The 16,121-nt window shown below is 69.1% G+C and carries 14 protein-coding genes and 2 tRNA genes; 12 read left to right on the forward strand and 4 right to left on the reverse strand.

All coding sequences use genetic code 11. From position 1 onward, the window contains the following. Positions 1–161: 161 nt before the first annotated feature. On the forward strand, positions 162–758 hold the full coding sequence (locus tag ACFVXE_RS15995) for a biotin transporter BioY (RefSeq protein WP_389671747.1): 597 nt from the start codon (positions 162–164) through the stop codon (positions 756–758). Between the two features lie 343 nt (positions 759–1,101). On the opposite strand, the gene ACFVXE_RS16000 is transcribed toward ACFVXE_RS15995, so the two are convergent. Continuing rightward, the gene (locus ACFVXE_RS16000; protein WP_389671748.1) at positions 1,102–2,541 is read right to left on the reverse strand and encodes an amino acid permease; all 1,440 of its coding nucleotides are present in this window, start codon (positions 2,539–2,541) and stop codon (positions 1,102–1,104) included. 253 nt (positions 2,542–2,794) lie between these two features. On the opposite strand from ACFVXE_RS16000, the gene ACFVXE_RS16005 reads away from it, so the two are divergent. Continuing rightward, complete coding sequence (locus tag ACFVXE_RS16005) at positions 2,795–3,283, forward strand: ribose-5-phosphate isomerase (protein WP_389671749.1); 489 nt, start codon at positions 2,795–2,797, stop codon at positions 3,281–3,283. A 78-nt stretch (positions 3,284–3,361) separates the two neighbouring features. Further along, positions 3,362–4,171: an Fpg/Nei family DNA glycosylase gene (locus tag ACFVXE_RS16010; RefSeq protein WP_389671750.1), complete on the forward strand. Its 810-nt coding sequence runs from the start codon at positions 3,362–3,364 to the stop codon at positions 4,169–4,171. Between the two features lie 61 nt (positions 4,172–4,232). Here ACFVXE_RS16010 and ACFVXE_RS16015 read toward each other — a convergent pair whose 3' ends face one another. After that, on the reverse strand, positions 4,233–5,465 hold the full coding sequence (locus tag ACFVXE_RS16015; RefSeq protein WP_389671751.1) for a GNAT family N-acetyltransferase: 1,233 nt from the start codon (positions 5,463–5,465) through the stop codon (positions 4,233–4,235). A gap of 105 nt (positions 5,466–5,570) precedes the next feature. On the opposite strand from ACFVXE_RS16015, the gene ACFVXE_RS16020 reads away from it, so the two are divergent. Then, positions 5,571–6,716, forward strand: coding sequence for a PP2C family protein-serine/threonine phosphatase (locus ACFVXE_RS16020; RefSeq protein WP_389671752.1), 1,146 nt, complete (start codon positions 5,571–5,573; stop codon positions 6,714–6,716). 138 nt (positions 6,717–6,854) lie between these two features. Continuing rightward, the gene (locus ACFVXE_RS16025; RefSeq protein ID WP_389671753.1) at positions 6,855–7,361 is read left to right on the forward strand and encodes an HD domain-containing protein; all 507 of its coding nucleotides are present in this window, start codon (positions 6,855–6,857) and stop codon (positions 7,359–7,361) included. Between the two features lie 5 nt (positions 7,362–7,366). On the opposite strand, the gene ACFVXE_RS16030 is transcribed toward ACFVXE_RS16025, so the two are convergent. Further along, positions 7,367–8,521, reverse strand: coding sequence for an acyltransferase family protein (locus ACFVXE_RS16030; protein ID WP_389671754.1), 1,155 nt, complete (start codon positions 8,519–8,521; stop codon positions 7,367–7,369). Between the two features lie 480 nt (positions 8,522–9,001). On the opposite strand from ACFVXE_RS16030, the gene ACFVXE_RS16035 reads away from it, so the two are divergent. Both ACFVXE_RS16035 and ACFVXE_RS16040 read left to right on the forward strand, forming a co-directional pair. Continuing rightward, positions 9,002–9,196 carry a hypothetical protein gene (locus ACFVXE_RS16035; protein WP_389671755.1) on the forward strand — a complete coding sequence of 65 codons (195 nt, stop codon included), beginning with the start codon at positions 9,002–9,004 and terminating at the stop codon, positions 9,194–9,196. Between the two features lie 923 nt (positions 9,197–10,119). Further along, on the forward strand, positions 10,120–10,818 hold the full coding sequence (locus tag ACFVXE_RS16040) for an SDR family oxidoreductase (RefSeq protein WP_389671756.1): 699 nt from the start codon (positions 10,120–10,122) through the stop codon (positions 10,816–10,818). A 281-nt stretch (positions 10,819–11,099) separates the two neighbouring features. On the opposite strand, the gene ACFVXE_RS16045 is transcribed toward ACFVXE_RS16040, so the two are convergent. Then, a tRNA-Gly gene (locus tag ACFVXE_RS16045) sits at positions 11,100–11,173 on the reverse strand. A 165-nt stretch (positions 11,174–11,338) separates the two neighbouring features. Between ACFVXE_RS16045 and ACFVXE_RS16050 the strand changes: the two genes are divergently transcribed. The 5 genes from ACFVXE_RS16050 (at position 11,339) to clpX (ending at position 16,033) form a co-directional block, all read left to right on the forward strand. Then, a tRNA-Pro gene (locus tag ACFVXE_RS16050) sits at positions 11,339–11,415 on the forward strand. 150 nt (positions 11,416–11,565) lie between these two features. Next, entirely contained in the window at positions 11,566–12,942 is a 1,377-nt protein-coding gene (gene tig, locus ACFVXE_RS16055; RefSeq protein WP_389671757.1) for a trigger factor, read from the forward strand. Between the two features lie 286 nt (positions 12,943–13,228). After that, a complete protein-coding gene (locus tag ACFVXE_RS16060; RefSeq protein WP_389671800.1) occupies positions 13,229–13,834 on the forward strand; it encodes an ATP-dependent Clp protease proteolytic subunit in 606 nt (201 codons plus the stop codon). Between the two features lie 50 nt (positions 13,835–13,884). After that, positions 13,885–14,577 carry an ATP-dependent Clp protease proteolytic subunit gene (locus tag ACFVXE_RS16065; protein WP_266985683.1) on the forward strand — a complete coding sequence of 231 codons (693 nt, stop codon included), beginning with the start codon at positions 13,885–13,887 and terminating at the stop codon, positions 14,575–14,577. Between the two features lie 157 nt (positions 14,578–14,734). Then, positions 14,735–16,033 (forward strand): ATP-dependent Clp protease ATP-binding subunit ClpX, encoded by a 1,299-nt coding sequence (gene clpX, locus ACFVXE_RS16070; RefSeq protein WP_389671758.1) that lies wholly within the window; start codon positions 14,735–14,737, stop codon positions 16,031–16,033. Positions 16,034–16,121: the final 88 nt, after the last annotated feature.

The following is a 16,121-nucleotide window of genomic DNA, read 5'->3' on the forward strand; positions in this document are numbered from 1 at the left end:
CAGTGACGAGTGTCACGCCTTCACGTGATTGCGTACCAGCCTTTGTATGAACCCGACCAAGCGGCCAACCGCCGCTTTGTCGGCGGCTGACGGTGATCGAGCGTTAACCCGTGGGCTAACGTCAGCCTGTTCCCACCTGCCCTCACCACCGCGGAGTCCCGATGAGCACTGCTGCCGCCCCCATCCGTACCGGAGCGGTCCTCGCCGACCTGCTGCCCGCCGCAGCCCGGTACCGCTACGCCGTCGACACGGCGTTGGTCGCCGGCGGGGCCGTGCTCACCGGAGTCGCGGCCCAGATAGCCGTCCCGGTGCCCGGATCCCCGGTCCCCGTCACCGGTCAGACCTTCGCCGCGCTCCTCGTCGGCGCCTCGCTCGGTGCCCGCCGCGGTTTCCTCTCCCTCGCCGCGTACGCGCTCGTCGGCATGGCGGGCATGCCGTGGTTCGCGGGCGGCAGCTCCGGCGCCGGCGGCGCCTCGTTCGGTTACGTCCTCGGCATGCTGCTCGCCGCCACCGTCGTCGGTGCCCTCGCGCGCCGCGGCGGCGACCGCTCCGTGCTGCGCACCGCGGGCACGATGGTGCTCGGCTCCGCGATCACCTACGCGGTCGGCGTCCCGTACCTGGCGCTCTCCACCGGGATGTCGGCGAGCGCCGCGATCGCGGCCGGACTGGTGCCGTTCCTCATCGGTGACGCGCTGAAGGCCGCGCTGGCCATGGGCGCGCTGCCCGCCGCGTGGAAGCTGGTCGGCCGCCGCGGCTGACGGGGCTGCGCGCCTTCGTCAACCCTTCCGAAGAGGCTCGCCGGGTCGTACTGGGACACCAGACCGGCGAGCCTCTTCCGTGTCCGCCCGTCATGGCGGGCACCGTGCGGTCCCGCCGCCGAGGGGGAGTCCGGTGACCGGCCCATGACCGGTGGCCCGGGCCGGGACGGGCGCAGCGAGCCCGCGCGGAGCGGCGGCCTACGCCCACCGGGCGAGAGCGGGAGTCCGTTCATGGCTGAGGCCCTCTTCCGCCCCAGTGGTCACTGGGGCGGAAGAGGGCCTCACCCGTACACCTGACACCCGCCGTCAGGTAGGGCTGTCAGGTATGAATCCTCCGGTTCCGTCAGGCGTTGACCCTGCGGTTCCGGAACTCGCGCACCAGCGAGACGGCCACCACCACGGCCGCGACCAGCAGCGAGAGAAGCACCTGCTCGCGGCCGCTGTCGTCGGTGAGCATGTAGACCAGCACGAACGAGATCATCGCGATGGTCGCCCAGGTCAGATACGGGAAGAGCCACATCCGTACGACCAGCTTCTCCGGCGCCTCGCGCAGGATGATCCCCCGCATCCGCAGCTGGGTGAAGCAGATGACCAGCCAGACGAAGAGGGCGACCGCGCCGGACGAGTTCAGCAGGAACTGGAAGACGGTGTCGGGCCACTCGTAGTTGAAGAACACGGCGACGAAACCGAAGACGACGGAGGACAGGATGGCCGCCTGCGGTACGCCCCGCTTGTTCGTCCGGGCGAACGCCTTGGGCGCGTCCCCGCGGCCGCCGAGCGAGAAGGCCATCCGCGAAGCCGTGTAGAGACCGGAGTTGAGGCAGGACAGCACGGCCGTCAGCACGATGACGTCCATCACCTGGCCGGCATGCGGGATGCCGATCGAGTTGAGCGCGGCGACGTAGCTGCCCTCCTTGAGGATCGACGCGTCGTTCCACGGCAGCAGCGTCAGCACGATGAAGATCGAGCCCAGGTAGAAGACGGCGATACGCCAGATCACGCTGTTGGTGGCCTTCTGGACGGCGCGCTGCGGGTTCTCGGACTCACCGGCCGCCAGCGTCACGATCTCGCTGCCCATGAACGAGAAGACCACCATCAGCACGCCGGTGAGGATCGCGCCCGGCCCCTTGGGGAAGAACCCGCCGCTGTCCGTGAGATGCGCGAGCCCCGAGCCGGGGTTGTCCGAACCGGGCAGCACCCCGAAGACGGCGAGCAGTCCGACGACGACGAACGCGCCGATCGCCACGACCTTGATCCCCGCGAACCAGAATTCGAACTCTCCGTACGAACCGACCGACACCAGGTTGGTCGCGGTCAGTACCAGCATCACGATCAGTGCCCACGCCCACTGCGGGACGCCCGGTACCCAGCCCTCCAGGATCTTGGCACCCGCCGTGGCTTCGACGGCGAGCACCACGACCCAGAAGAACCAGTACAGCCAGCCGATCGAGAATCCGGCCCAGCGTCCCAGCGCCTGGTCGGCATAGGCGGAGAAGGAGCCCGAGCTGGGGCGGGCCGCGGCCATCTCGCCGAGCATCCGCATCACGAAGACGACCATCAGGCCGACCAGCGCGTAGGAGAGCAGGATGGCCGGTCCCGCGGCGGCGATACCGGCGCCGGAACCCACGAAGAGGCCCGCGCCGATGACCCCGCCGATGGCGATCATCGAGAGGTGACGGTTCTTGAGACCCGCCTGGAGTCCGTCCGAGGAGTCCGGCCGGTTCGGCAGGCCCGGCTCGCCGGGCTGGTGGCCCGGCCCTGCCAGTGTCGTCTGCGACGTCATGGATCGAATCCTTACGTTTTCGGATCACTCAGTTGCGTGACTGCGCCGCGGCACGGTGGTGCGGCGGCGGGTTGAGGTATTGAAGCCCGCTGCACGCCAGAAACGGAACCCCTTATTCCGATTCATTGACCGGATCGTTGCCCGAGTGGCATTGCGCACACAGGCCCCGCATACGGGCTCCGCATCTGTTCCGAGCCGGAGGGTCACGACCCCGATGACGGCTACCCCGCGCCACGCATGCCACACTCGGACCATGCGCGTGTACCTCGGCTCCGACCATGCCGGTTTCGAACTCAAGAACCACCTCGTCGAGTGGCTCACGGCCCAGGGCCACGAAGCCGTCGACTGTGGACCCCACATCTACGACGCCCAGGACGACTACCCGCCGTTCTGCCTGCGCGCCGCCGAGCGGACGGCCGCGGACGCGGACAGCCTCGGCATCGTGATCGGCGGCTCCGGCAACGGTGAGCAGATCGCCGCGAACAAGGTGAAGGGCGTGCGTGCCGCGCTCGCCTGGAGCGAGCAGACGGCCGCGCTCGGCCGTGAGCACAACAACGCCAATGTGGTGGCCATCGGTGGCCGGATGCACACGGTGGAGGAGTCGACGAAGTTCGTCGAGATCTTCCTCGGCACCCCGTACTCGGGCGAGGAACGTCACACGCGTCGCATCGAGATGCTGACGGCGTACGAGACGACGGGCGAGCTGCCCCCGATCCCCGCCCACCACCCGCAGCAGGGCTGACCCGCCCGATCCCTCGTGCCGCCGGGCCCGCCCGGCGGCACAGCCATTTCCGCCACCTCATCGAGGAGAGCCGCCACCGTGCCCGAGGGACACACCATCCACCGCCTGGCCGCGGACCACCGCGACCGGTTCGCGGGCGGGCCGGTGCGGGTCAGCAGCCCGCAGGGCAGGTTCTCGGGCAGTGCGGCGCTCCTGGACGGCCGGACCCTCACCGGCGCGGACGCGCACGGCAAACACCTCTTCCTCGCCTTCGAGGACGCCGGCTGGGTCCACATCCACCTGGGCCTGTTCGGCAAGCTTCACTTCGGTACGGCTCCGGTGCCGCCGGCCACGGACACCGTCCGGCTGCGGCTGGTCAACGACGGCCACCACGCGGACCTGCGCGGTCCGACGACCTGCGCCCTGATCACCGAGCCCGAGAAGCGCGCGATACACGACCGGCTGGGCCCGGACCCGCTGCGCACCGACGAGGACGGCGAACGCGCCTGGCAGCGGATCTCGCGCAGCCGCATCACCGTCGCCGCGCTGCTCATGGACCAGAAGGTCATCGCGGGTGTGGGCAACGTGTACCGGGCCGAGGTGCTGTTCCGGCACGGCATCGACCCGTACCGGCCGGGCAAGGACCTGACGCGCGCCGAGTGGGACGCCGTCTGGGCCGACCTCGTGATGCTGATGCGCGAGGGCGTGCGGAACAACCGGATCGACACGGTCCGCCCCGAGCACCTCCCCGAGGCGATGGGGCGGGCGCCCCGCGTCGACGACCACGGCGGCGAGGTGTACGTCTACCGCCGTACGCACCAGCCGTGCCACGTCTGCGGCACGGAGGTCCGCACCGCGGAGCTGGCGGCCCGCAACCTCTTCTGGTGCCCGGGCTGCCAGCCCCGCTGAGAGCTGCCGGTGTGCCTCTGCCGGTGACCGGGGGACGGCCCCCGGCGGGCCACCGGACCCGTCAGAAGCCTCGCGGCAGCCACGGCTCCACCGCCGACGAGAACGCCAGCGAAGCCTCCTCCACCGCACCCGCCCGCAACTCGCGCACCCGCCCCGCCCGAGCGAGCGAGACAACCGAGGTGCCGCCCAGGTACGCCGTGGCCAACTCCCTTACCGAAAGCGCCAGATCCGCAGGATCATCCGTACGCCCGCACGACGCGGCCCCGCTCGCGTCCGCCGTCAGCCGCCAACGCCCCGCATTCCACGGGCAGAACGCGTCCTCGACCTCCAACACCACGTCCACCGGCGCCCGGTACGTCCGCGCCTCCAGCGCCGCGCCCACTTCCACCAGCCGTACGTGGAGCGAGTCCCGCACTCCGATGTTGCACCGCCGCACATCGGAGACCAGATGCAGTACGGCGTCGTCGGCCGGCCGGTTCCGTGCCTCGACCGTCGACGTCAGGTCGATCCCGAAGAGGAACCGCCACAGCGCGGCGTACGCGGCCGGGTCCAGCGCCGACACGTCGTCCACAGTGACCCGGCCCTTGGGGCCCGCCTTGTCCCAGGCCGGCTTCACGCGGAAGGTCGTGCAACCGACCACCTCACCGTCCCGCTCCGCCAGCACGCACTGCAGCGAAGACGCCCCCTGGCGCGCGCTCGCGGGGTCGACCACCGCCTTCCGCTCCCAGCCGGGCCCGTGCGCCGGCGCCCCCGGCCGCCCCGTCAGCAGCCGCTCGTACACGTCCTCGCAGGCGGCGGCCGCCTCGTCCGGCTTCGCGTACCGCAGGCGGACCTCGTCCGTGCCGTCCGGCACCGTCAGCCGGACCCGGTCCGTGTCGATCTCGAGAGACATCTGCCGGGTCGCCGCCCCGTACCCGAACCGGCCGTAGATCGCGGGCTCCGAAGCCGTCAGCACGGCGAGCGGTTCACCCAGGGCCCGCACGTCGTCCAGCTGGCGCCGCATCATCGAGGTCAGCAGTCCGCGCCTGCGGTGGGTGGCCGCGACGCTCACCATCGTCACCCCGGCCGCCGGCACCAGCGCCCCGCCCGGCACGGCCAGCCGGAAGCTGAACGCTCCCGCCGTGGCGACCACGTCCGAGCCGTCCCAGACACCGAGCGACCGCTTGTGCTCGGTCAGCGAGTCCCACAGCTCGCGTTCCTCGGGAGACTCCAGGACTCCACCGAACGCGAGTTCCAGACTTGCGAACCACTCGTTCCATTCGGACGGACGCAGTACGCGCAGCTCTGTAGTCATACGCCATGCCTACCAGGGGTACCGCAGATGGGCGAGCCGTTTTCGAACGCATTGTCAGAGGGGTCCCCCTGCACCGGAGGCGGTCGGGTGGATAAGGTCCCGGCAATGGCCCGTCGCGCAAGAGCAGACTCGTATCCGGCCCGATTGCGGAAATCGGCGCACCGGACACGCATCGCGCTGCGCAAATCCGGTGTCGACTACTTCCGCGGCGACGGCTCCGACTGGATCGCCCTGGCCGGTCTGCTGCTCATCGTTCCGGCCGTCACCTGCGGCACCCTGCTGAACCCGGTGTGGTGCGCGCCGGCCGCGCTCGTCATGCCGATCGTCGCGGGCGGCCTGCTGCTGCGGCCGGCCAGTCTGCTGGGGCTGTACGCGGCGGCCGCCGCGGCCCTGATCGTCGAGTCGCTCGCGCTCGGCCCCTACGGGCAGGGACCGGCCCGGGTGACCCCGGGCACCGTCCTGGTGGTCGCGGCCTGCGGCTTCTTCGGCCTGGTGCTCGCCCAGTTCCGGGCCAGGGTCGGAGTGCCGTGGCGGCGCGGCGGCACCATGCTCTTCGACCTGCGCGAACGCATCCGGGTGCAGAGCGCGCTGCCCCGGCTGCCGCAGGGCTGGCACCGCGAGATGGCACTGCGCCCGGCGGGCGGGCAGTCGTTCTCCGGCGACTTCGTCGTCGCGGCCCGCACCAACGGCGGCCGGACGCTGGAAGTCGTCCTGACCGATGTCTCCGGCAAGGGCATGGACGCGGGGTCCCGTGCCCTGCTGCTGTCCGGAGCCTTCGGCGGTCTCCTCGGCTCGCTGCCGCCGCACACCTTCCTGCCCGCGGCCAACGGCTACCTGCTGCGCCAGGACTGGGACGAGGGTTTCGCCACCTCGATCCATCTGGTGCTGGACCTCGAATCGGGTGACTACGAGCTCCTCTCGGCGGGGCATCCGCCCGCCCTGCAGCTGCACGCGGGCAGCGGTCACTGGGAGGAGATGGCCGCGGAGGGACCGCTCCTCGGGGTGTACGACGGGGCGCAGTTCGACGCGGTGAAGGGTTCGTTGGCCCCCGGCGACGTGCTGATGCTGTTCACGGACGGCCTCGTGGAGACGTCCGACCGGGACATCGCGGAGGGCATCGACCGGTTGACCGGCGAGGCCGACCGTTATGTCCTCTCCGGCTTCGAGGGTGCGGCCTGGCACCTGATCGAGGCATGTGCGAAGGACGTCAACGACGACCGGGCGCTGCTGCTGCTGTCCCGTCGCCCCTGAACCGGATAGAAACCGTCCGAACCGGGCACGCATCCCTACGAGTTGGACCCCGCCCCACCCCCGATCCGGCGACAGCCGTCCTGCTCCGGGCCCGCGCGGGCCCCGTGCCGCAGGGCCGCCCGCCACTGGAGCCGTCCCATGCCGACATCGCCCGCACCCCTGACCCTGACCGAAGTGGAGGCGATCGCCCGCGCGGCGCACGCGGGCCTACGGGACAAGGCCGGCCGCCCGTACGCCGAGCACCTCGCCGCCGTCGCGGCCGGCGTACGGGCCAGGGGCGGCAGTGAGGAGCAGATCGCCGCCGCCTGGCTGCACGACGCCGTCGAGGACGACGCGCTGTCCCGGGAGTGGCTGGCCGGCGCCGCGCTGTCGCAGCAGGTCAAGGACATGGTCCTCGCCGTGACCAGGCGGGACGGCGAAGACCTCGCCGACTACGCCCGGCGCATCCTCGCCACCCCCGGCGCCCTGCTGGTCAAGGAGTCCGACCTGGCGCACAACGCCGATCCCGACCGTCTCGCGGTGCTGGAGCCGGCGACGCGTACCCGGCTGACCGCGAAATATGCGCAGGTACGCGCGCTGCTCGGGCTCATTACCGGCGAATCACCCACCGACCAGCAGGATCCGGCCAACACCACGGGGAAGTGATCCACTCAGAGCCTGGCGGCATCCCGCCGGAACGCCCAGTTCATGTCCGGTTCGGTCGCGAAGCGCATCACCCGCCGTACCGGCGGCGTGCACAGCAGCGTGACCGCGGCGGCCGCGACCAGCGAGACGAGCACCAGCCCGCCCGGCGCGGAGAGCCACTCGTACCGGTCGAACACTCCTGCGTATCCGACGCCCTTGATCAGGAACCCGTGCAGCAGGTAGCCGCAGATCGTCCCCGAGCCCAGGACCGTGAACCACATGTGGCGACGCGGCACCCAGGCCAGGAAGCCGATGGTGAGCAGCAGCGCGCAGCCGAACATCGCCAGTGTCATCACCGCGCCCGACCACCACGGGGCGCCCATCTCCGGCGCACTGTTGCTGCGGTAGAACCATCCCAGCTGCATCCGCGGCGCGGCCCAGTAGGCGAACACCGCGGCCCCGGCGAACAGCGGCAGCGCCAGCAGCCGTACCTCGCGGCGGCGCACCAACTGGAAGTGCTCGGGCTTCAGCTGGAGCCCCAGCACGAAGAACGGCAGGAACTGCAGGACCCGTTGGAGATCGAGATCGTCGCCGATCGACGGGGAGAACGAGGCGAGCACGGCGATGACCAGTGCGACCGGGAGCGGATGGCGCAGCGCCTGCCACACGGGGGTGGTGACCCGCCAGATGAACAGCGCGATCAGGAACCAGGTCAGGTACCAGGGGTCGACCAGGCTGATCGGATGGTCCGGCGAGTTGTCCGCGTACCGCTTGAACAGTGAGTACGCCGTCTCGAACACCACATAGGGCACGGCGACGCCGGTGATGAGGCGCTTCACCTTCTTGGCGCTCATGTCGAACGAGCGTGAGAAGTAGCCGGAGACGATGATGAAGGCCGGCATGTGGAAGGTGTAGGCGACCATGTACAGCGCACGGGCGGTGCGACTGCCGTCCATCACCGGTTCCCACGAGTGCGCCACGGCGACCAGCACGATCGCCAGGTATTTGACGTTGTCGAAGTAGGCGTCACGCCGCTTCGCAGGCTGGGCCGGCGCGGGCCTGTTCGCCACCGCCGTGGAGGACGTCGGGGCTGAGGTCCTGCTCTCGGCCCGTCTGGGCTCCGGCTCCCGGGTCGCCGGTGGGAGCGGGCCCCTCTGAAATACGTTCGGAGCGTGGAACATCTAAAGCACCTTAGACGTCTTGATTGCAATTCGTGAAATGGACATCGGGTATCGCGTGTGCCCACTCAATCGAAAGTGAAACCGCCAAAAACCGCCCACTATGACCCGATTGATCCTCCTTAAATAGTGCATATCGGTAGGCAGTTGAAGGGAGTGAATTTCATCGCACCGGGGCCGGCGAAATCCGTGTGAACGATGTGTGTGGGTATAGAAACGACCGTGGTCGGGGAGTGTTCGGCCTGATCGCGCGAACTGTCCCCTGCCGCCCGCGAACGGCTTCGGCGGAACCCCCTCCGGTCGTGCCGGCGGCCGGCCGGCCGCCGGTGGGTGCGGTGCGTGAGGATGGCGCGATCCCGACAGTTCGCTCCGTCACCTGGCAGCGACCGGCGGGGAGTTGGTGGCACGATGGACGCCACGGGAGGGTGCTCGGCTGCACGCCTCCGGGCCGGCAAGGCGGACCGACCAAGGGTGTGATCAGTCGTGGCCATTTCACTGTCTGTGGTGTTTCTGTTGGCAGTCATCCTGGTGGTCTTGATCCGGGGCGGCTCCATCAAGGCCGGACCCGCGATCGTCGCGGTGCTCTTCGGCTTCTTCCTGGCATCGTCCGGCATGGCGCCGACGATCAACCAGTTGATGAACTCGATAGCGAAGACCATCAGCGGAATCAGCTTCTGACCGACCGGTCGGCGCGCCGCGCGGACGCATCAGGGCCAGGGCGGAGGATCACCTCCGCCCTGGCCCTGAACGGCGTGGAGCGGGCGACGGGAATCGAGCCCGCGTAGCCGGTTCGGAAGATCGCGTACGTGGATCGGGCCCGAGCTGTCGAGACGCTGGCGGGCGGGTTCCGCACTGCTCGCCCATGTTCCCCGTGGCTCCCCGCCGGCCGCTGCTCGATCGGACACGCTGCGGCACGGCGGCCCCCGGCTGTGATCCATGACTCACCCCGGCCGGCGATGCGCATCATGCGGTGAGCCGGCGCGACGGTCTCACTCGGCAGCGGATCCACTCCACGGGCCCGTACCGCGACGACATGCGTGACGACGGGGGCCGGGGCCGGGAGCTTCGCCAAACGCCGGTGGAAGGGATCCGGCACGTCCTCGGCGGGCCGTGTCGCTCTCCGGGGCTCGGCCGTCAGCTTCGGGCCGTGCGTCGGCGGGCCAGCAGGGCGGCGCCCGCACCGGCGGTGAGGGCCGCGGCGGCGCCCGCCAGGAGGGTGGGGAGCCGGTGCTCGCCAGGCCGCCACCGGTGGACGTGGTGCCGGAACCACCGGCTGAGGACGCCGAGCCGGAACCACCCGTCGAACTGCCGCCCGCCGAGCCGCCGCCCGTGGAGCCGGAACCGCCTGTCGAGCCGCTGCCGTCGACGTCGAGCAGGGGGCCGGAGCGCCGGTGTGGCCGTCGTTCCCCGTGGCATCCCGTTGGATCGGGCACGCGGCGGCGCAGAGCCTCTTCGTCCCTGAGGTCCGATCAGCCGGGGCCGCCATCGAGTGCGCAAAGGCACCGACACAGGTGCAGTCAGGTTGCGGTGGACCAGCCGCAGTCCGGGGCCTAGCGTCAGAAGAAAGGATTCCTCCGCATTTGCAGGCAAGGAGGGTGATCATGGACATCAAGGGTTCGGTAGCCCTTGTCACCGGAGCCAACCGTGGCATCGGGTCGGCCTTCGCCCAGGCACTGCTCGCTCACGGCGCCGCCAAGGTCTACGCCGGTGTCCGGGAACCGGAGACCATCCGGGGCTCTGGGCTTGTTTCGCTGCGACTGGACGTCACCGACGAGGGGCAGGTCGCTGCAGCAGCACGTGCCGCCGATGATGTCAGCATCGTCATCAACAATGCCGGGGTCACTGGTGGTCCGTCCCTTCTCGAGGGGTCGTTCGACGGTGCCAGGCGCGAGATGGAGGTCAACTACTTCGGCACCTGGGCTGTCTCGCGTGCGTTCGCGCCCGTACTGGCCGCCAATGGCGGCGGAGCGCTGGTCAATATGCTGTCCGTGGCGTCGTGGGTGGCCAACAGGCAGTTTCCGAGCTACGCGGCCTCCAAGTCCGCTCAGTGGTCGCTGACGAATGCCTTCCGACTGGCGTTGCGGGAGCAGGGCACGCTGGTGGTCGGCGTACATGCCGGCTATGTCGACACCGACTTGGCGGCGGATATCGACTCCCCGAAGATCCTTGCTTCCGAGGTGGCCGAGAAGACGATGACGGCGCTGCTCCATGACGAACCCGAAGTGCTCGTCGACGAGACCACCCGCAACGTACGTGCCGCACTCTCGGGGGAACTGGAGACGCTGTACGCCAATCGGTGACGGCCCGAGCCCGCCGTGGTCAGGGGAACGGGTGAGCCCGTCGACTCTGACCTGGAGGGTCGAATCTCAGCGCGTTCTCGTCGAGGGCATTGAAGACGGTGGCCCGGCTCGTCTCCACCCGCCCAACGCTTTTCCTCAGCCGCCACTCACCCCAGCTCCCATCCCGTCCGCCGTCGACCCACACACCGTGGAGCGGGCGTGGTCCCTGGCGTCCAGGTGGAGCGCGCAAACGCATCAGGGCCAGGTTGGAGGATGAACCTCTGACCTGGCCCTGAGTGGCATGGAGCGGGCGACGGGAATCGAACCCGCGTAGCTAGTTTGGAAGACTAGGGCTCTACCATTGAGCTACGCCCGCAAGCGTCGCGCCACGGATCACCGGGACCGCGGCACGAGGAGCATCGTAGCGGGTCCCGGACGGTGTCCGCACACCTGACTGCGGCACCGGGTGCCGTGTTCCGCGGCGACTCCGAAAAGCGGCCTGTGCACCGCCTGTCTGCATGTACCCTACGTGTCGCACCGACGGGGTGTGGCGCAGCTTGGTAGCGCGTCCGCTTTGGGAGCGGAAGGTCGTCGGTTCGAATCCGGCCACCCCGACCACCAGCAAGATCGCATTGTGGGAGTCATCCCCCTTGCCGTTACTATGCAAAATGCGTGCCCGTGTGTCTGATGTACCGGGCTCGATCCGCGGAGCCGCTGTCCGGTGGCCGAGCAGAACCCCAAGAAGTCAGCCACCAAGGAGACCGAACCGTGAAGAGCGCCGTGGAGACCCTGAACCCGACTCGGGTTCGGCTCAGCATCGAGGTGCCCTTCGAGGAGCTCAAGGACAGCCTCGACGCGGCGTACAAGAAGATCAACCAGCAGGTCACGGTGAAGGGCTTCCGTAAGGGCAAGATCCCCAACCGCGTCATCGACCAGCGGTTCGGCCGTGGTGCCGTGCTGGAGGAGGCCGTCAACGACGCCCTCCCGAAGTTCTACACCGAGGCTGTCAACGAGGGTGAGCTCAACGTCCTGGGCCAGCCCGAGGTCGACATCACCGAGCTGAAGGACGGCGAGCTGCTGGCCTTCACCGCCGAGGTCGACGTGCGCCCCGAGATCGAGATCCCGGACTACTCCGGCATCGAGGTCACCGTGGACGCCCTCGAGATCACCGACGAAGAGGTCGAGAAGGCCGTGGAGCAGCTCCGCGAGCGCTTCGCCTCCACCAACCCGGTCGAGCGCGCCGCCGCCGAGGGCGACGTCGTGACGATCGACCTGCAGGCCAAGGTCGACGGTGAGGTCCTGGAGGACGGCGTGGCCGAGGGTGTCTCGTACACCATCGGTTCCGGCGAGCTCCTCGACGGCATCGACGCCGCCGTCACCGGCCTGGAGGCGGGTGGCGAGGCCACCTTCACGTCCGAGCTGAAGGGCGGCTCGGCGGAGGGCAAGGAGGCCGAGGTCACCGTCAAGGTCACCGCGGTCGCCGCGCGTGAGCTTCCGGAGCTGGACGACGAGTTCGCCCAGATGGCGAGTGAGTTCGACACCCTCGACGAGCTCAAGGCGGACAGCCGCAAGCGCCTGGAGAACACCAAGCAGTACGACCAGGCCACCCAGGCCCAGGAGCGCGTCCTCGAGGAGCTTCTGAAGCTCGCCGAGGTCCCGATCCCGGAGAAGCTGCTCGCGGACGAGGTCCAGACCCGCAAGCACAACCTGGAGCACCACCAGCTCGGCCAGATGGGTCTGACCCTCGAGAAGTACCTGGAGATCCAGGGCAAGACGGTCGAGGAGTTCGAGGCCGAGACCTCCGAGCAGGCCGTCAAGGGCATCAAGACCCAGTTCATCCTTGACGAGCTCGTCAACAAGGAGAAGCTCAACGTCAACCAGGAGGAGCTCACCGAGCACCTCATGCGGCGTGCTGCTTCCTCCGGCATGAGCCCCGACCAGTTCGCCCAGGCCGTCGTCGAGGGTGGCCAGGTGCCGATGCTCGTCGGCGAGGTCGCCCGCGGCAAGGCGCTCGCCGTCGTCGTCGAGGCCGCCAAGGTCGTCGACACCAACGGTGAGGTCGTCGAGCTGGAGGACGACGAGGAAGAGACCACCGGGACGGTCGAGGCCGCCGAGGCCGACGCCGAGGAGAAGACCGAGGCCTGAGCCTCGCGCTGAACCCGCACGACGGGCTCCGGACGCACTCGCGTCCGGAGCCCGTCGTCGTATCGCGGCGCGATCCGCGCGGCGCCCCGCCCGGCCCCGCAGAACCCTTGTGCGCACTGCCGGCTTGCGCTCCCAGCGAACAGTTGCGGAAGCGGGATGGCGTTGTCCCACCTGCGCGTTAGGGTCCATGAATAGGAAGGGCAGGGGAGTCCCTGCCCGCCCGGTACGAAGACGCTGAGACGGCCGGAGCCGTCAGAGACGAGCAGGTGGATACGTGACGAATCTGATGCCTTACGCCGCCGGAGAGCCGTCCCTCGGTGGTGGCCTCGGCGACCAGGTCTACAGCCGACTGCTCGGCGAGCGCATCATCTTCCTGGGTCAGCAGGTCGACGATGACATCGCCAACAAGATCACGGCGCAGCTGCTTCTCCTTGCCGCCGAACCGGACAAGGACATCTACCTCTACATCAACAGCCCCGGCGGCTCGGTGACGGCGGGCATGGCGGTCTACGACACCATGCAGTACATCCCGAACGACGTGGTCACCATCGGTATGGGCATGGCGGCCTCGATGGGCCAGTTCCTGCTGACCGGTGGCGCTGCGGGCAAGCGTTTCGCGCTCCCGAACACCGACATCCTCATGCACCAGGGTTCGGCCGGCCTCGGCGGCACCGCCTCGGACATCAAGATCCAGGCCGAGTACCTGCTGCGCACGAAGAAGCGGATGGCGGAGATCACCGCCCACCACTCCGGCCAGACCGTGGAAGCGATCATCCGCGACGGCGACCGCGACCGCTGGTACACGGCGGAGGAGGCCGTGGAGTACGGGCTGATCGACGAGATCATCTCCGCCGCATCGGGCGTTCCGGGCGGCGGCGGCACCGGGGCCTGAGTCCCTTGCCCACCCAGCCCGCAGCCCTCAGCCCACAGAACGCCACCAGGATGGTGAACACCGACATGAGCAACTACCCCGGCCTCCCCGGCGCATCCGCCAGCGGCCTCTACACCGGCCCGCAGGTGGACAACCGGTACATCGTTCCGCGCTTCGTGGAGCGCACCTCGCAGGGTGTGCGCGAGTACGACCCGTATGCGAAGCTCTTCGAGGAGCGCGTGATCTTCCTCGGCGTGCAGATCGACGACGCGTCCGCCAACGACGTCATGGCGCAGCTGCTGTGCCTGGAGTCGATGGACCCGGACCGTGACATCTCGATCTACATCAACAGCCCCGGCGGCTCGTTCACGGCGCTCACCGCCATCTACGACACGATGCAGTTCGTGAAGCCCGACATCCAGACGGTGTGCATGGGCCAGGCGGCCTCCGCCGCCGCGGTCCTGCTGGCCGCGGGCACCCCCGGCAAGCGCATGGCGCTGCCGAACGCCCGCGTCCTGATCCACCAGCCGTCCTCGCAGACCGGCCGTGAGCAGCTCTCCGACCTGGAGATCGCGGCCAACGAGATCCTGCGGATGCGCACCCAGCTGGAGGAGATGCTGGCCAAGCACTCCACCACGCCGCTGGAGAAGATCCGTGACGACATCGAGCGCGACAAGATCCTTACCGCCGAGGACGCCCTCGCGTACGGTCTCGTCGACCAGATCGTCTCCACCCGCAAGAGCGCGGCCGGAGCGATGGCCTGACGTCGGTCTTTACCCCTTGGCGCGGTCGGTTCACGCGGTCGTGGCCGTGTGAACCGTGCCAAGGGGGGCCCGAACGGGGGGCCAGGCAAGGTACCGTCGGATAGAGGCACCAGGAGCCGCTGCACCAAGCTGCTCCCAGGCGAAGGGGAAGCACCTCGTGGCACGCATCGGTGATGGCGGCGACCTGCTCAAGTGCTCGTTCTGCGGAAAGAGCCAGAAGCAGGTGAAGAAGCTCATTGCAGGACCCGGTGTGTACATCTGCGACGAGTGCATCGATCTCTGCAACGAGATCATCGAGGAGGAGCTCGCCGAGACCTCCGAGGTGCGGTGGGAGGAACTTCCCAAACCGCGTGAGATCTACGAGTTCCTCGAGGGGTACGTCGTCGGGCAGGAGCCCGCGAAGAAGGCCCTCTCGGTCGCTGTGTACAACCACTACAAGCGGGTCCAGGCGGGCGAGAACGGCGGCGCGCAGGGCCGTGACGACGCCATCGAGCTCGCCAAGTCCAACATTCTGCTGCTGGGCCCCACGGGCTCCGGCAAGACGCTCCTCGCGCAGACGCTGGCCCGCATGCTCAACGTTCCGTTCGCCATCGCCGACGCGACGGCGCTGACGGAGGCCGGCTACGTCGGCGAGGACGTCGAGAACATCCTGCTGAAGCTGATCCAGGCCGCGGACTACGACGTCAAGAAGGCCGAGACCGGGATCATCTACATCGACGAGATCGACAAGGTCGCCCGCAAGAGCGAGAACCCGTCGATCACCCGCGATGTCTCCGGTGAGGGCGTCCAGCAGGCCCTGTTGAAGATCCTGGAGGGCACCACCGCCTCCGTACCGCCGCAGGGCGGCCGGAAGCACCCGCACCAGGAGTTCATCCAGATCGACACGACGAACGTGCTGTTCATCGTGGGCGGTGCTTTCGCCGGTCTGGAGCGGATCATCGAATCGCGGGCGGGTGCCAAGGGCATCGGCTTCGGCGCGACGATCCGTTCCAAGCGCGAGATCGAGGCGAGCGACCAGTTCCAGGAGGTCATGCCGGAGGACCTGGTGAAGTTCGGGATGATCCCCGAGTTCATCGGCCGTCTCCCCGTGCTGACCTCGGTCCACAACCTGGACCGCGAGGCGCTGCTGCAGATCCTCGTCGAGCCGCGCAACGCGCTGGTGAAGCAGTACCAGCGCCTTTTCGAACTCGACGGTGTGGAGCTGGACTTCGACCGGCCGGCCCTGGAGGCCATCGCCGACCAGGCGATCCTGCGCGGCACCGGCGCGCGTGGTCTGCGGGCCATCATGGAGGAAGTCCTCCAGTCCGTGATGTACGAGGTGCCGTCCCGCAAGGACGTCGCCCGCGTGGTCATCTCGGCGGACGTGGTCCGCAACAACGTCAACCCGACGCTGGTCCCGCGTGAGCCGCGCACGATCGGCAAGAACGACGGCGGCCGCCACGAGAAGTCCGCGTAGCGGTTCCGCAGCACGACGTACACGAAGGGGCGCCCCGCCCGGCAACCCGCCGGCGCCCCCTGCCATGGCCCCCGGGTTGTGTGGATTG

The organism is Streptomyces sp. NPDC058231, assembly GCF_042882275.1.
Taxonomy (GTDB): Bacteria; Actinomycetota; Actinomycetes; order Streptomycetales; family Streptomycetaceae; genus Streptomyces.

Bases quoted from the DNA above. Each gene is read 5' to 3' on its own strand.
- ACFVXE_RS16020 (WP_389671752.1), top strand. From the start codon at position 5,571: ATGGCCCGTCGCGCAAGAGCAGACTCGTATCCGGCCCGATTGCGGAAA.
- ACFVXE_RS16005 (WP_389671749.1), top strand. From the start codon at position 2,795: ATGCGCGTGTACCTCGGCTCCGACCATGCCGGTTTCGAACTCAAGAAC.
- ACFVXE_RS15995 (WP_389671747.1), top strand. From the start codon at position 162: ATGAGCACTGCTGCCGCCCCCATCCGTACCGGAGCGGTCCTCGCCGAC.
- ACFVXE_RS16060 (WP_389671800.1), top strand. From the start codon at position 13,229: ATGCCTTACGCCGCCGGAGAGCCGTCCCTCGGTGGTGGCCTCGGCGAC.
- ACFVXE_RS16015 (WP_389671751.1), bottom strand. From the start codon at position 5,465: ATGACTACAGAGCTGCGCGTACTGCGTCCGTCCGAATGGAACGAGTGG.
- ACFVXE_RS16065 (WP_266985683.1), top strand. From the start codon at position 13,885: ATGGTGAACACCGACATGAGCAACTACCCCGGCCTCCCCGGCGCATCC.
- ACFVXE_RS16040 (WP_389671756.1), top strand. From the start codon at position 10,120: ATGGACATCAAGGGTTCGGTAGCCCTTGTCACCGGAGCCAACCGTGGC.
- ACFVXE_RS16025 (WP_389671753.1), top strand. From the start codon at position 6,855: ATGCCGACATCGCCCGCACCCCTGACCCTGACCGAAGTGGAGGCGATC.
- ACFVXE_RS16030 (WP_389671754.1), bottom strand. From the start codon at position 8,521: ATGTTCCACGCTCCGAACGTATTTCAGAGGGGCCCGCTCCCACCGGCG.
- ACFVXE_RS16000 (WP_389671748.1), bottom strand. From the start codon at position 2,541: ATGACGTCGCAGACGACACTGGCAGGGCCGGGCCACCAGCCCGGCGAG.